This window comes from Microbacterium tenebrionis, assembly GCF_903645325.1.
Taxonomy (GTDB): Bacteria; Actinomycetota; Actinomycetes; order Actinomycetales; family Microbacteriaceae; genus Microbacterium; species Microbacterium tenebrionis.
The window spans coordinates 71,141-86,104 of sequence record NZ_CAHJXQ010000009.1 but is presented as its reverse complement, the minus strand read 5'-3'; the positions used below and the strand labels follow the sequence as shown (position 1 = coordinate 86,104).

The following is a 14,964-nucleotide window of genomic DNA, read 5'->3' as shown; positions in this document are numbered from 1 at the left end:
CGGCTGATGTTCAGTGGAAGCTGTCGCCGCAGGCGCAGCTTCCGGCTGCGTTCGGGTTGTCGATCGTGAAGCCCTGCTCCGAGATCGTGTCCTTGAAATCGATCGCCGCGCCGTCCAGATACGGCACGCTCATGTTGTCGACGATGACCTCGACGCCGTCGAAGTCGACGGTCTCGTCGCCGTCGAGGTAGCGCTCGTCGAAGTACAGCTGGTAGATGAGCCCGGAGCATCCGCCCGGCTGCACGGCGACGCGCAGACGGAGGTCGTCACGGCCCTCCTGCTCGAGAAGGTTCTTCACCTTCGTGGCTGCGGCGTCGGTGAGGGTGACGCCGTGGGCGGCCTTGGTCTCAGGGGTGGTGATGGTGTCGCTCATGTCGCTCCTTGTGACACGCCGCGCACGCGCGCGACTGACTCTGCTACGGCGATTCTACCGCCGAGGGACCGGGGAGGGCCCTGGTTGGTCACCGAGCTGCGGCGTTCATCCTCGCCAGCAGCAGCGCTTCGGTGCCGATGGCGTGGCGGAACGTATCCAGGTGCAGGGATTCGTTCGGGCTGTGCGCCCGCGAGTGCGGGTCTTCGACGCCGGTGACGAGGATCTGCGCCTCGGGGAACTCCCTGACGAGGTCGGCGATGAACGGGATCGATCCGCCGACGCCGAGGTCGACCGGCTCCACCCCGTATCCGTCGGCCATCGCCTGCCGGGCAAGACCCACGGCCCACCCGCTCGTGTCGACGAGGAAGCCATTGCCGAGGTCGAGATCCGAGAAGGCGAGCTCCGCGCCGTACGGTGCATGCGCGCGCAGGTGCTCCTCGAGAGCGGTGTAGGCCTCCTCCCCTGTCTGACCGGGCGCGACGCGAGCGCTGATGACCACGGTCACCTCGGGGAGCAGGGTGTTGGATGCCGACTCCACACTCGTGGCGTCGATGCCGATGACCGTGACGGACGGCTTGTTCCAGATCCGGCTGAGGATGCTGTCGCGACCGATCGGCGTCGTATCGGGCAGGAGCCCCGCCTCGTCGCGGAGCGTCTCCTCGGTGTACTCGGGAGTCGGCGCGTCGCGCTCGGTCATCCCCTCGACAGCGACGGCCCCGTCCTCGTCCCACAGCGTGGAGAGCAGCCGCACGGTCGCCATCATGGCGTCGGGCACGGCGCCGCCGAACATCCCGGAGTGCGAGGCGTGGTCGAGAGTGCGCACCTTCAGCGTGAACCGCGCATTGCCGCGCAGCGACACGGTCAGTCCCGGCGTCGCCGAGTCCCAGTTGCCCGAGTCGGCGACGACGATGGCATCCGCACGCAGCGCGCCGGCGTTGTCGCTGAGGAACTGCGCGAACGAGCGGGAGCCGTATTCCTCCTCCCCCTCGATGAACAGCGACACACCGAGGTCGAGGTCGTCGCCGAGCACTTCGCGCACAGCGCGCAGAGACGCGATGTGCGTCATGATCCCGGCCTTGTCGTCCGCTGCGCCGCGCCCGTAGAGTCGCCCGTCACGGACCGTCGGCTCGAACGGCGGCGTCTCCCACAGCGCATCGTCGCCCGGAGGCTGCACGTCGTGGTGCGCGTAGAGCAGGATCGTCGGCTTGCCGCCCCGGGCAGCGCGGGTGGCGAGCACCGCCGGCTGCCCGAACTCGTCGGTGCCGGGGATCGCCGCTCGCAGGACGCGCACCTCGTCGAAGACGCCCGTGCCCTCGGCGAGCTCCGCCACGCGCTCGGCGCTGCGCTGGAGCTGGGTCTGGTCGAAGGACGGCCAGGCGATGCCGGGGATTCGCACGAGATCGCCGAGATCGGCGAGTGCACCGGGGATCCCGAGTGCCACGGCTTCGGCGACGGCGGACTCGACAGACGGGCCGGTTTCGGACTGTTCGGAGCTGGGAGCGTGCTCTGCGGTCATGCGAGTAATCTTAAGGCTTCACCCCGTTTCGAGCCGAGGAGCCCCGTGGCCGCTAGCACCCCATCGACGAACGACGAGTCCGCCGAGACGCCGGCGGTCGGCAAGGGTCGGCCGACCCCGAGCCGCGCCGAGCAGGTCGCTGCTCGCCGTCGCCCGCTGGTCGCGAACACGAAGGAGGCGAAGGCCGCCGCACGCGTCCAGCTGCGCGAGCAGCGCGAGCGCGCGCAGGCCGGTATGGCCGCCGGTGAGGACAAGTACCTCCCGCCGCGCGACAAGGGCCCCCAGCGGCGCTGGGTCCGCGACTACGTGGATGCCGGGTGGCACGCGTCCGAGTGGGTCATGGCGCTGATGGTGATCGTGATCCTCATCTCCCTCGTGCCGAACCCCACGTTCTCGTTCTACGCGTTCGTCGGCCTGTGGGCCTTCATCATCATCGCCGTGCTCGACATGGTGCTCCTCGCCGCCCGCGTCAAGAAGAAGGCGGCGGTGAAGTTCGGAAAGGACCGGCTCGAGAAGGGCCTCGGCTGGTATGCGGCGATGCGGTCGCTGCAGATGCGCTTCATGCGCCTGCCGAAGCCTCAGGTCAAGCGCGGCCAGTACCCCGCCTGAGTCCGCGATTGATCTGACGCGCCCACAGCGGGCCGCGGTACAGGAACGCCGTGTACCCCTGGACCAGCGTGGCACCCGCATCCAGACGTTCCTGAACGTCGGATGCCGTCTCCACTCCCCCGACGGAGATCACGCAGAAGCCGTCGGGAACCGCCGCACGCACGACGCGGAGCACCTGCAGGGAACGCTCGCGCAGCGGTGCACCCGAGAGTCCGCCCGCTCCGGCAGCCTCGACGACGTCCGCCGGAGTGCTCAACCCCTCACGACCGATCGTCGTGTTGTGGGCGATGATGCCGTCGAGCCCCTCGGCGACGGCGAGGCGCGCGATCGCGGCGATCTCGTCATCGGGCAGATCGGGTGCGATCTTGACGAGCAGTGGTGTGGTGCCGGCGGCATCCTTCACCGCACGGAGCAGGGGCGCGAGAGTCTCGACGGCCTGCAGACCCCGCAGGCCCGGTGTATTGGGCGACGAGACGTTGACGGCGAGATAGTCCGCGAGGGGCGCGAGCCGGGTGGCGCTGGCGACGTAGTCGGCCGTGGCGTTGTCGACGTCGACGACCCTGCTCTTGCCGATGTTCACGCCGACGACCGTCGCAGGGCGCCGACGGCGCAGCCTCGTCAGGCGCTTCGCCGCGGCATCCGCACCGGCGTTGTTGAAGCCCATTCGGTTGATGACTGCACGATCGGGAACGAGACGGAACAGCCGGGGCTTGGGGTTGCCGTCCTGCGGGATGGCCGTGACCGTGCCGATCTCGACGTGTCCGAAGCCGAGGGCTGCGAGTCCGCGCACACCGACGGCGTTCTTGTCGAATCCGGCGGCGACGCCGAACGGCGAGTCGAACGTGAGTCCCAGCGCCTCGACGCGCTGATCCGAGCTCGGTGCGCACAGCGCCCGCGTCGCCCAGGAGAACGGCGGCACGCCGAGCACGCGGATCACGGCCATGCCGGCGTGGTGGGCGAACTCCGGATCGAAGCGCGAGAGGACGGTGCGGAAGAGGAGGGGATACATCCCTGCCAGATTACCCGTCGGCTCCGGCCTGCTCCGACCCTGCGTGGTCGGCCCGCAGCTCGCCGATCGCGGTCTCGAAGTCCTCGAGGGAGTCGAACGCCTGATAGACGCTGGCGAAGCGCAGATAGGCGACCTCGTCGAGATCGCGCAGGGGCCCGAGGATCGCCAGGCCGATCTCGTTGGCGTCCAGCTGCGAGACGCCGGTCTGGCGGACGGCCTCCTCGACCCGCTGGGCGAGGACCGCGAGATCCGCCTCGGTCACCGGCCGCCCCTGGCACGCCTTGCGCACGCCGGAGATCACCTTGTCACGACTGAACGGCTCCATGACGCCGCTGCGCTTGATGACGCTGAGACTGGCCGTCTCGGTCGTCGTGAACCGGCCTCCGCACTCCGGGCACTGCCGGCGCCTGCGGATCGACAGTCCGTCATCGCTGGTGCGCGAGTCGATCACGCGGGAGTCGGGGTGTCGGCAGAACGGGCAGTGCATGGTGTTACAGCGTAGCCGCTGCGTCGTCGCCTTCCTGGAAGCGCGCTTCGATCGCCTCGCCGTGCGCCGGGAGGACCTCGGCGTTCGCGAGCGCGACGACCCCGGCGCGGACCTCGGCGAGGGCCGCGTGATCATAGGAGATGACCTGCTGCGGGCGCAGGAAGGTGTAGGCGCCGAGACCCGGCGCGTAGCGCGCCTGGCCTCCGGTGGGCAGCACGTGATTGCTGCCGGCCATGTAGTCGCCGAGGCTGACCGGAGTCTGGTCGCCCACGAAGATCGCGCCGGCGCTCGTGAACGCGGCTGCCGCCTCCTCGGCATCCTCGAGGTGCAGTTCGAGGTGCTCCGGAGCGTAGGCGTTGCTGAAGGCCGTGGCCATCGCGCGGTCGTCGACGAGGACGATCGCCGACTGCTCCCCGTTCAGCGAGACGCCGACGCGTTCGGCGTGCCTGGTGGATGCCGCGAGTCGCTCCGCCTCGGCGGCGACGCACTCGGCGAGGTCCGCGTCGTCGGTGACGAGCACAGCCGAGGCCTGCTCGTCGTGCTCGGCCTGGCTGACGAGGTCGGCGGCGATGAGGCGCGCGTCGGCGGTGCGGTCGGCCACGACGAGGATCTCGGTCGCACCGGCCTCGGAGTCGGTCCCGACGACGCCCGCGACGGCGCGCTTGGCGGAGGCGACGTAGTTGTTGCCTGGTCCGGACACCACGTCGACCGGGTCGAGATCGAGGTCCGCCACGCCGTGGGCGAAGGCGCCGATGGCTCCTGCCCCGCCCATCGCATACACCTCGGTGATGCCGAGAAGGCCCGCCGCGGCCAGGATCACCGGGTGGATCCGACCGTCCTGATCCTGCTGCGGAGGCGAGGCGAGGGCGATCTGCTGGACCCCTGCCACCTGCGCGGGGACGACGTTCATGATGACGCTCGACGGGTATACGGCCTTGCCGCCGGGGATGTACACGCCGACGCGGCCGACCGGCTGCCAGCGCTGCGTGATCTGCGCTCCGCGGCCGATCCGGGTGACTCGGGACTCGGGAACCTGGGCGGCGGATGCCTGTCGCACGCGGTTGATCGCCTCGTCGAGTGCTGTGCGGATCTCGGGCGTCAGCGCGGCGACGGCATCCTGGATGTGCTCGGCCGGCACGCGGATCTCGTGCCCGGTGACCCGGTCGAACTTCTCCGCTTGCGCGCGCAGGGCCGCCTCGCCCTGTGTGCGGACGTCCTCGACGATCCGCGCCGCGGTCTCGAGCGCTTCCGCGCGCGCCTGGGCGGCGCGCGGCACGGCGGCGAGCATGTCCGCAGGCGAGAGCTCGCGCCCCCGCAGATCGATGGTGCGCACGTCAGCCCTTCGTGATGTCTGCGATGTCGTGCAGGAAGCCGATCCGGCCGTCGTCGTGCCTCACGACGTAAGCGCCGCCGCGATCCTCGATGACGAGGGCCCACGCGTCCGGACCGATGCGGAACAGCGGCTCTCCCCGCTCGTCGAACACGTCGCGTTCGGTCGGAGCCAGCGCCCAGAACGGCTGGAGCTGCTCCGGCTCCGGTGCATCCGACTGATCGGTCGCGGTGCGGGCGTACCCGGGGACGTAGTCGTCGTCGAGCTGCGGCGATGACCCGGGCTCGCCTCCGGCCGCGTGATCGGTCAGCGAGATGCTCGCAGCGGGCTCTTCCCGCTCGTGCGTGACCTCGTCGAAGTCGACGTCGTCCAAGAGCTCGGCGATCACGGCATCCGCCTCATCGTCATCGTCGTCATCCAGGGTGATCGCGTTCGCGCGGGTGCGGTCGGCCGGCTCGTCGTCGCCCGGCGCGACCGGTGCAGCCGCGACTGCGGCGGGCTCCGGGCGGGTGTGCGGTGCGACGGGGCGGGCCGGGTTCGCGTTGCGGTGGGCGAGAGTGATGAGCCGTCCACGGAAATCATCGCGGATGCCGGGGATGAAGGGGGCGAAGACGGTGAGCAGGACGAGGGCCAGAGCAAGAACCAGCTCGGCGATGACCACCCAGCTGAAGACGTGGTCCCCAGGCAGCAGGACCGCGGAGAGCATCGCCCACGTGCGATCCGCCCAGTAGACCGCCGCGACGGCGAAGGCGACGGAGGCGAACTGGTCGACGCCCAGCGACCCGACGCGCCGGATGCCCTCCGGCGAGAACCTGCGCAGCACGAGGAGGAAGGCGGCCGCCGTCGGCAGACCAACCGGCAGCAGCCAGGAGATCCCCTGATTCCAGATCGATCCCGCGCCGAGCTCCGCGTACAGCGGGAAGAACGACACGACGAGCATGAGCGCCCACGCGATCACGATGAGCAGCTCGCGCAGGGTGAAGCCGAGGATGCCGTGCTGGGGCACGATCTGTTCGGCGTAGAGCACGCCATCGTCCTCGGAGAACAGCTCTTCAGGTGCGTCCGTACTCATGAGTCCCTACCCTACCCGAGGCCGCCGAGTCCCACCCGGGGCAGACCTGCCCGTCCGGGCTGCCCGACTCACCCGAGACAGGCGGGGCCGAGCAACGACTTGAGGTCGCCGAACAGGTCGGCGGACACCTTGACGGGCATCGGCACGTCGAACACTTTCGCCGTCTGTCCGCGGTGCACCCGGAGGATCACCTCGGTCTCGCCGTTGTGCCGGCGGAGGACCTCGGCGAGCTCGTTCATGACGTGCTCGGTCGCGCGCTGCTCGGCGAGGAGCAGCGACAGCGGACCTGCCGCGTCGAACGAGCCGACGTCGGGTGCGAACGCCGACTGCGCGTGCAGGTTGAGGCCGTCATCGCGCCGCGACACACGACCGCGGACCGCGAGGATCGCGTCCTGCTGCAGCACGTGCTGGAACTCGGTGTATGTCTTGCCCATGAACATGATCGTGACCTCGCCGTTGAAGTCCTCGACTGTGATCATGCCGTACGGGTTGCCGCTGGCCTTGGCAACGCGGTGCTGCACGCTCGTCACGAGACCCGCGACCGTGACCTGGTCGCCGTCCTGCAGGTCTTCCGACGCGAGCAGGTTGTGGATCGAGATCGACGCGTGCTTCGCGAGCGGCACCTCGAGGCCCGCGAGCGGATGGTCGGAGACGTACAGGCCGAGCATCTCGCGCTCGAAGGCGAGCTTGTCCTTCTTGGTCCACTCGGGACGGTCGGGGACCTTGGCGGGCGGCGCATCCTCGTGCTCGTCGTACAGGCTGTCGAAATCGAATCCGATCGCGCCCTGGGCCTCGTTGCGCTTCTGGTCGACGGCGGCCTCCGTCGCGTCCTCATGGATCTCCATGAGCGCTCGGCGCGTGTCGCCCATCGAGTCGAACGCGCCCGCCTTGATCAGAGACTCGACGGTGCGCTTGTTCGAGACGTGCAGCGGCACCTTCTTGAGGAAATCGTGGAAGGACGCGAAATTCTCTTTCTCGCGCGACGTCACGATGCCGTCGACGACGTTGCTGCCGACGTTGCGCACCGCACCGAGCCCGAAGCGGATGTCCTCGCCGACGGCGGCGAAGAAGTTGATCGACTCGCGGACGTCGGGCGGGAGCACCCGGATGCCCATGCGACGGCACTCGTTGAGGTAGATCGCCATCTTGTCCTTGGAGTCGCCGACGCTCGTGAGCAGAGCCGCCATGTACTCGGCGGGGTAGTGCGCCTTGAGGTAGGCCGTCCAGTACGAGACGAGGCCGTAGGCGGCCGAGTGCGCTTTGTTGAAGGCGTAGTCGGAGAAGGGCAGCAGGATGTCCCACAGGGCCTTGATCGCAGCCTCGCCGTAACCGCGCTCCTTCATGCCGCCCGAGAAGCCCTCGTACTGCTTGTCGAGCTCGGACTTCTTCTTCTTGCCCATGGCGCGGCGCAGGATGTCTGCTTGACCGAGGCTGAAGCCGGCGACCTTCTGCGCGATCGCCATGACCTGCTCCTGATAGATGATCAGGCCGTACGACTCCTCGAGGATGTCGGCGAGCGGCTCAGCGAGTTCGGGATGGATCGGCGAGATCTCCTGGTGGCCGTTCTTGCGCAGCGCGTAGTTCGTGTGCGAGTTCGCACCCATCGGACCCGGGCGGTACAGGGCGATGAGGGCCGAGATGTCGCCGAAGTTGTCGGGCTTCATCAGGCGCATCAGCGAGCGCAGCGGCGGGCTGTCGAGCTGGAAGACGCCGAGCGTGTCGCCACGGGCGAGCAGGTCGTACACGGCGCGGTCGTCGAGCTCGAGGTGCTCGAGGTCGACCTCCTCGCCGCGGTTCATGCGGATGTTGTCGAGGGCGTCCGAGATGATCGTGAGGTTCCGCAGCCCCAGGAAGTCCATCTTGATGAGGCCGAGCGACTCGCACGACGGGTAGTCGAACTGCGTGACGATCTGACCGTCCTGCTCGCGGCGCATGATCGGGATGATGTCGAGCAGAGGCTCGGACGACATGATGACGCCGGCCGCGTGCACACCCCACTGACGCTTCAGCCCCTCGAGACCGAGCGCGCGGTCGAACACCGTCTTCGCCTCGGGATCGGTCTCGATGAGGGCGCGGAACTCGCTGGCCTCCTTGTAGCGCGGGTGCGCCGAGTCGAACATGCCGTCCAGCGGCATGTCCTTGCCCATCACGGCCGGGGGCATGGCCTTGGTCAGGCGCTCCCCCATGCTGAAGGGGAAGCCGAGGACGCGGCCGGCATCCTTGAGCGCCTGCTTCGACTTGATGGTGCCGTAGGTGACGATCTGCGCGACGCGCTCGGATCCGTACTTCTCGGTGACGTACTCGATGACCTCGCCGCGGCGACGGTCGTCGAAGTCGACGTCGAAGTCGGGCATGGAGACGCGGTCGGGGTTGAGGAAGCGCTCGAAGATCAGGCCGTGCTCGAGGGGGTCGAGATCGGTGATCTTCATGGCGTACGCGACCATGGAACCGGCACCGGAGCCGCGCCCGGGGCCCACGCGGATGCCGTGGTCCTTGGCCCAGTTGATGAAGTCGGCGACGACGAGGAAGTAGCCGGGGAAGCCCATCTGCAGGATGATCCCGACCTCGTACTCGGCTTGCTTGCGGACCTTGTCGGGGATGCCGTTCGGGTACCGGTAGTGCAGCCCCGCCTCGACCTCCTTGATGAGCCAGCTGTCCTCGGTCTCGCCGTCGGGCACCGGGAAGCGGGGCATGTAGTTCGCCGAGGTGTTGAACTCGACCTCGCACCGCTCGGCGATGAGCAGGGTGTTGTCGCAGGCCTCAGGGTGGTCGCGGAAGAGCTGGCGCATCTCCTGCGCCGTCTTGATGTAGTAGCCGTCGCCGTCGAACTTGAAGCGGTTCGGGTCGTCCATGGTCGACCCGGACTGCACGCACAGCAGCGCCGCGTGCGCGTCGGCCTCGTGCTGGTGCGTGTAGTGCGAGTCGTTCGTCGCCACCAGCGGGATGCCGAGGTCCTTGGAGATCTTCAGCAGGTCGCTGATCACGCGCCGTTCGATCGACAGACCGTGGTCCATGATCTCGGCGAAGTAGTTCTCCTTGCCGAAGATGTCCTGGAACTCCGCCGCCGCGGCGCGCGCCGCATCGTACTGACCGAGGCGGAGCCTGGTCTGGATCTCGCCCGACGGGCAGCCGGTCGTCGCGATCAGGCCCTTCGAGTACTGCTGCAGAAGTTCGCGGTCCATGCGGGGCTTGAAGTAGTAGCCCTCGATGCTCGAGAGCGAGCTCAACCGGAAGAGGTTGTGCATGCCCTCCGTGGTCTGGCTCCACATCGTGGTGTGCGTGTAGGCGCCGGAGCCCGAGACGTCGTCGCTCTTCTGGTCGGGTGAACCCCACGCGACGCGGGACTTGTCGCTGCGGTGCGTGCCAGGGGTCACATAGGCCTCGAGCCCGACGATCGGCTTGACCCCGGCGTTCTTCGCCGCGTTGTAGAACTCGAAGGCCGCGAAGGTGTTGCCGTGATCGGTGACGGCGATCGCCGGCATGCCGTAATCGGCGGCCGCCTGCGTCATCGCGTTGATCTTCGCAGCACCGTCCAGCATCGAGTACTCGCTGTGAACGTGAAGATGTACGAAGGAGTCGGATGCCACGATTCGAGTCTACGTCGGGGTACCTACACCGGCATCCGGACGGGCCGTGCTCGGGCGCCGTCCGGATGCCGCCGCCTGCGAGAGCTCGTTCTGAGATCAGGCGTCGCCGCGCAGCACGTCCAGCGCGTGCACGAAGTCCGCAGGGTACGGCGACTCGAACTGCACCCACTCCCCCGTCGTCGGGTGCGTGAACGCGAGCCTTTGCGCGTGCAGCCACTGCCGGGTGAGCCCGAGCCTGGCCGACAGTGTGGGGTCGGCGCCGTACAGCGGGTCGCCGACGCAGGGATGCCGGTGCGCGGCCATGTGCACGCGGATCTGATGCGTGCGTCCCGTTTCGAGGTGGATCTCCAGCAGCGAGGCTCCGGGGAACGCCTCGAGCGTCTCGTAGTGCGTCACGGACGGCTTGCCGTCGGGGACGACCGCGAACTTCCACGAGTGGTTGGGATGGCGCCCGATCGGTGCGTCGATCGTGCCCGCCAGCGGGTCGGGATGCCCCTGCACCACGGCGTGATAGATCTTCTCGACCGTGCGCACCTTGAAGGCGTGCTTGAGGGCGCTGTAGGCCGACTCGGACTTCGCGACGACCATCAGTCCGCTGGTTCCGACGTCGAGCCGGTGGACGATACCCGCGCGCTCTGCGGCGCCGCTGGTCGCGATGCGGAAACCGGCGCCGGCGAGAGCGCCGAGCACAGTCGGGCCGTCCCACCCGAGCGACGGGTGCGCTGCCACACCGGTGGGCTTGTCGATCACGACCATGTCATCGTCGTCGTAGACGATGCCGAGCTCCGGCACCTCGACGGGGACGATCGTCGGCTCCTGCTTGGGCGCCCACTCGACCTCCAGCCACGACCCGCCGCGCAGCCGATCCGACTTGTCCAGCACCGCGCCATCGAGGCGGACGCCGCCCGCGGCGGCGACCTCAGCGGCGAAGGTGCGCGAGAATCCGAGCATCTTGGCCAGCGCTGCATCCACGCGCGTCCCGTCGAGCCCGTCCGGGACGGGTAGCGATCGCGACTCCACGATCAGGCTTCTCTCTGGGCGACCTCGGGCTCGCCGTCGCCCGAACCTGCGGCATCCGCCGACTCGACGTGATCCTTCTCGCGCGTGCCGTCGAACCGGATGCCGAGGACGACCAGCAGCGCCACGGTGATCATGCCGCAGACGATGAAGATGTCGGCGACGTTGAAGATCGCGGGCATCATCCACGGCATGGAGATCATGTCGACGACGTGGCCCACGGCGAACCCGGGCTCGCGGAAGAAGCGATCCGTGAGATTGCCGAGCACCCCGCCGAGGAGGCTCCCGAGCACGACAGCCCAGATCCGCGATCGCAGGTCGAAAGCCTTCCAGATGATCACGACGGCGACGACGGACAGCGCGATCGTGAAGATCCAGGTGTAGTCGGAGCCGATCGAGAACGCCGCGCCGGGGTTGCGCACGAAGTACAGCTGGAGGAACTCGCCCAGCACCGGCACGACTTCGTGCAGCGGCAGGTGCTCGACGGTGAGGTGCTTCACGAACTGATCGGCGGCCAGCACCAGTGCCGCGAGTATCGCGACGATGATGCCGGCCGCCGAGCGACGAAGGGGACGGCGTTCAGCCAAAGGGCTGACCTACAGTCCGATCGCAGAGACCGGGGTGGAGTCCGTCGTGTTCGACTTCTCGTCGAGGTCGCGGAGCTGGCCCTCGATGTAGCTGCGCAGCTGCGTGCGGTAGTCGCGCTCGAAGTTGCGCAGCTCGGTGATGCGCGCCTCGAGGGCGTTGCGCTCGCGCTCGAGGCGTGCCGACTCTTCGCGCTGCTTGGCCTGTGCCTCGGTGCGGATGCGCTCGACCTCGGACTCGGCCTCGGAGATGAGCTGCTTCTTCTTCGACTCGCCCTCGGCGACGTGCTCGTCGTGCAGGCGCTGGGCCAGCTCGATGATGCCGGCCGTCGCGGAGGTGGACCCTGCGGCGGCGGCCGGAGCCGCAGGAGCTGCCGCGACCGGTGCGGGGACCTCGTCGACGACGGCGGAAGCGGGCTCCTCGCCCTTCGCCTCGGCTGCCGGCTTCTCGCCGGACTCGTATGCGGCGAGCTTCGCCTTCAGCTCGGCGTTCTCGTCGAGCGTCTTGCGCCACTCGACGACGATCTCGTCGAGGAAGTCGTCGACCTCGTCCGGGTCGAAGCCGTCCTTGAATCGGACGTGCTGGAACTGCTTGGTGACGACGTCATCCGGGGTCAGTGCCATTTTCTCGGCTCCTCTTTCGATGAGTTCTGCTGCCAGTGTCTGAAGCATGGCTTGTGTGGATCCGGCGCGTACCCGGGGCGCGCACCTCCGTGCAAGCATAGCCCCCGATCAGATGAACTGCCTCACGATGGCCATGAGGATGAGCACGGCGAGGATCGTGAACGTGAAGCCGAAATCCAGTGACAGCGTGCCGATGCGCAGCGGAGGGATGAAGCGCCGGAAGAGACGGATCGGGGGGTCGGTGACCGTGTAGACGACCTCAGCCGCCACGAGGCCGGCGCCCTGGGGCCGCCATTCGCGGTTGAACAGCGGAATGTAATCCAGGATGAGCCTCGCGAACAGCACGAAGATGTAGATCAGCAGGACCAGATGGACGATCGAGGCGATCCAGGAGAGCGCGGCCACGGATCAGGAGTGGTCGAAACCCGCGGATTCCGGGTCTGCGCTGGCGATGCCACCGTGCCCGGAGACGGCGATGTTCTCGGGCGAGAGCAGGAACACCTTGCTCGTGACGCGCTCGATGCGCCCGTAGAGGCCGAGCGAGAGTCCGCTCGCGAAGTCGATGAGGCGACGCGCGTCGGCGTCGGACATCTGAGAGAGGTTGATGATGACCGGCACGCCCTCGCGGAAGCTCTCGGCGATCAGCTGCGCGTCGCGGTACTGCTTGGGGTGCACGGTGAGGATCTCGTTGACAGCGCCGGCGGAGGGCTGCTTCACGGCGACCGGGCGGCGCAGCGGGGTCACGGGCGCGGCGACGACCTCTTCGTGGTCGCGATCGCGCTCGCGGTGGGCGCGTGCGGGAGCCGCCTGCTCTTCGTAGGCTTCTTCCTCATCGGCCAGGCCCAGGTACACCATGGTCTTCTTCAGCGGGTTTCCCATCGTGTCCTCCGTGTTCGACGTGGGCTGATCTGTTTCGAGGTTAACCCCGGTCAGGCCGGGGTCCGGTTATTGCCGACCCGATCCGCAGGTGTGTCGCACCTGCCGCGATCGCCTCGGCGAAGTCGCCGGTCATTCCGGCGGAGATCCAGGTGGCATCCGGCTCGAGCGCGCGCACCGCTGCGGCGATGCCGTGCAGTCTTTCGAAGGCCGGGGCCGGGTTCTCGTCGAGCGGAGCGACGCCCATGACGCCGCGCAGTCGCAGCGAGGGCAGCGTGAGGACGTGCTCCGCCAGGCGCTCGACATCGGCGGGCGCGACGCCCCCGCGGCCGGTGTCGTCGGTGAGATTCACCTGCACGAGGACGTCCAGCACGTCATCGTCATCCGCCGCCCCGTGCAGGGCGTCGGCGAGCTTGACGCGGTCGACCGAGTGCACGGCATCCGCGCCGCGGCGGATCGCCGCCGCCTTGTTCGTCTGCGCCTGCCCGATGAAGTGCCAGCGCAGTCCGTCCAGCGCTGCCTCGGCGCGCTTGGCCGTGAGCTCCTGCTGCCGGTTCTCGCCCACGTCGCGCACGCCGAGCGCGTGCAGCTCGTGGACGAGGGACGCCGGATGGAACTTCGTCACCACGATCCGGGTGATCCCGGCCGGGTCGCGCCCGGCCAGACGCGCGGCGTCGGCGATTCGCGCATCGATCGCCGACAGCCGCGCGGAGAGGCTCACTTCAGGAACTCGGGGATGTCGATGTCGTCGTCCGCGAAGGCCGGCTCGAGGCTCGTGGTCGGGATGCGCGGCGCCGGCTGCGTCGCGGCGGGCTCGGCAGTCTGCGCCTCGGTCTCGTCGTCGGACAGCGTCACCTCGGGCAGGGAAGCCGGCTCCGGGCGCGAGACGACCATCGGGTCCAGGCGCAGCGACGGCTCGCCGCCGTCGAAGCCTGCCGCGATGACGGTGACGCGCACCTCGTCGCCGAGCGTGTCGTCGATGACGGTACCGAAGATGATGTTGGCCTCGGGGTGCGCGGCCTCCTTGACGAGGTCCGCAGCGTCGTGGATCTCGAAGATGCCGAGGTTCGATCCACCCTGGATCGACAGCAGCACGCCGTGCGCTCCTTCGATGGATGCTTCGAGCAGCGGGGACTCGACCGCGAGCTCGGCGGCCTTGATGGCGCGGTCGGCGCCACGGGCGGAGCCGATGCCCATGAGGGCGGAACCCGCTCCCTGCATGACCGACTTGACGTCGGCGAAGTCGAGGTTGATGAGGCCGGGCGTGGTGATGAGGTCGGTGATGCCCTGCACACCGGCAAGGAGCACCTGGTCGGCCGTGGCGAACGCCTCGATCATCGAGATGCCGCGGTCGCTGATCTCGAGCAGTCGGTCGTTCGGCACGACGATGAGGGTGTCGACCTCTTCCTTGAGCTTCGCGACGCCGGCCTCGGCCTGGCTCTGGCGGCGACGGCCCTCGAACGAGAACGGCTTGGTGACCACACCGATGGTCAGCGCGCCGATCGACTTCGCGATGCGGGCGACGACCGGTGCGCCGCCGGTTCCGGTGCCACCGCCCTCGCCGGCGGTCACGAAGACCATGTCGGCGCCGGTCAGTGCCTGCTCGATCTCCTCCGCGTGGTCCTCGGCGGCGCGACGGCCGACCTCGGGGTCGGCGCCGGCGCCGAGTCCGCGGGTGAGCTCGCGCCCGACGTCGAGCTTGACGTCGGCGTCGCTCATCAGCAACGCCTGGGCGTCGGTGTTGACGGCGATGAACTCGACGCCGCGCAGGCCGAGTTCGATCATGCGGTTGACGGCGTTGACGCCGCCACCGCCGACGCCGACGACCTTGATCACGGCGAGGTAGTTCTGGTTCTGGCTCATGGCCGGCCTCCGATTGT

General features: G+C 68.6%; 15 protein-coding genes. 1 reads left to right on the top strand and 14 read right to left on the bottom strand.

Translation table 11 applies throughout. The features are described from left to right. Nucleotides 1–10: 10 nt before the first annotated feature. Both erpA and HWX58_RS12145 read right to left on the bottom strand, forming a co-directional pair. Complete coding sequence (gene erpA, locus HWX58_RS12150) at nt 11–373, bottom strand: iron-sulfur cluster insertion protein ErpA (protein WP_175988077.1); 363 nt, start codon at nt 371–373, stop codon at nt 11–13. Nucleotides 374–461: 88 nt separating this feature from the next. Next, nucleotides 462–1,889 carry a dipeptidase gene (locus HWX58_RS12145; RefSeq protein ID WP_175988075.1) on the bottom strand — a complete coding sequence of 476 codons (1,428 nt, stop codon included), beginning with the start codon at nt 1,887–1,889 and terminating at the stop codon, nt 462–464. Nucleotides 1,890–1,934: 45 nt separating this feature from the next. On the opposite strand from HWX58_RS12145, the gene HWX58_RS12140 reads away from it, so the two are divergent. Next, nucleotides 1,935–2,498 (top strand): DUF3043 domain-containing protein, encoded by a 564-nt coding sequence (locus HWX58_RS12140; protein ID WP_175988073.1) that lies wholly within the window; start codon nt 1,935–1,937, stop codon nt 2,496–2,498. On the opposite strand, the gene HWX58_RS12135 is transcribed toward HWX58_RS12140, so the two are convergent. The 12 genes from HWX58_RS12135 to ftsZ form a co-directional block, all read right to left on the bottom strand. Further along, the gene (locus tag HWX58_RS12135) at nt 2,473–3,507 is read right to left on the bottom strand and encodes a quinone-dependent dihydroorotate dehydrogenase (RefSeq protein WP_175988071.1); all 1,035 of its coding nucleotides are present in this window, start codon (nt 3,505–3,507) and stop codon (nt 2,473–2,475) included. The genes HWX58_RS12140 and HWX58_RS12135 overlap by 26 nt on opposite strands. Before the next feature lie 10 nt (nt 3,508–3,517). After that, a complete protein-coding gene (gene nrdR, locus HWX58_RS12130; RefSeq protein ID WP_175988069.1) occupies nt 3,518–3,994 on the bottom strand; it encodes a transcriptional regulator NrdR in 477 nt (158 codons plus the stop codon). A 4-nt stretch (nt 3,995–3,998) separates the two neighbouring features. Further along, entirely contained in the window at nt 3,999–5,327 is a 1,329-nt protein-coding gene (gene hisD, locus HWX58_RS12125) for a histidinol dehydrogenase (RefSeq protein ID WP_175988067.1), read from the bottom strand. A gap of 1 nt (nt 5,328) precedes the next feature. Further along, nucleotides 5,329–6,396 (bottom strand): hypothetical protein, encoded by a 1,068-nt coding sequence (locus HWX58_RS12120; RefSeq protein WP_175988065.1) that lies wholly within the window; start codon nt 6,394–6,396, stop codon nt 5,329–5,331. A 68-nt stretch (nt 6,397–6,464) separates the two neighbouring features. Next, nucleotides 6,465–9,983, bottom strand: a complete 3,519-nt coding sequence (dnaE, locus tag HWX58_RS12115; protein ID WP_175988063.1) for a DNA polymerase III subunit alpha — start codon at nt 9,981–9,983, stop codon at nt 6,465–6,467. A gap of 96 nt (nt 9,984–10,079) precedes the next feature. After that, nucleotides 10,080–11,003 carry an RluA family pseudouridine synthase gene (locus tag HWX58_RS12110; RefSeq protein ID WP_175988062.1) on the bottom strand — a complete coding sequence of 308 codons (924 nt, stop codon included), beginning with the start codon at nt 11,001–11,003 and terminating at the stop codon, nt 10,080–10,082. Between the two features lie 2 nt (nt 11,004–11,005). Next, entirely contained in the window at nt 11,006–11,587 is a 582-nt protein-coding gene (gene lspA / locus HWX58_RS12105) for a signal peptidase II (RefSeq protein ID WP_175988061.1), read from the bottom strand. A 9-nt stretch (nt 11,588–11,596) separates the two neighbouring features. After that, nucleotides 11,597–12,208: a DivIVA domain-containing protein gene (locus tag HWX58_RS12100; protein WP_175988060.1), complete on the bottom strand. Its 612-nt coding sequence runs from the start codon at nt 12,206–12,208 to the stop codon at nt 11,597–11,599. 108 nt (nt 12,209–12,316) lie between these two features. Further along, nucleotides 12,317–12,613: a YggT family protein gene (locus tag HWX58_RS12095; protein WP_175988059.1), complete on the bottom strand. Its 297-nt coding sequence runs from the start codon at nt 12,611–12,613 to the stop codon at nt 12,317–12,319. Nucleotides 12,614–12,616: 3 nt separating this feature from the next. After that, nucleotides 12,617–13,087, bottom strand: a complete 471-nt coding sequence (locus tag HWX58_RS12090; protein ID WP_175988058.1) for a cell division protein SepF — start codon at nt 13,085–13,087, stop codon at nt 12,617–12,619. A gap of 40 nt (nt 13,088–13,127) precedes the next feature. After that, nucleotides 13,128–13,805, bottom strand: coding sequence for a YggS family pyridoxal phosphate-dependent enzyme (locus tag HWX58_RS12085; RefSeq protein WP_175988057.1), 678 nt, complete (start codon nt 13,803–13,805; stop codon nt 13,128–13,130). Further along, the gene (ftsZ, locus tag HWX58_RS12080; RefSeq protein WP_175988056.1) at nt 13,802–14,947 is read right to left on the bottom strand and encodes a cell division protein FtsZ; all 1,146 of its coding nucleotides are present in this window, start codon (nt 14,945–14,947) and stop codon (nt 13,802–13,804) included. Before ftsZ ends, HWX58_RS12085 begins: the two co-directional genes overlap by 4 nt. Between the last annotated feature and the right edge of the window lie 17 nt (nt 14,948–14,964).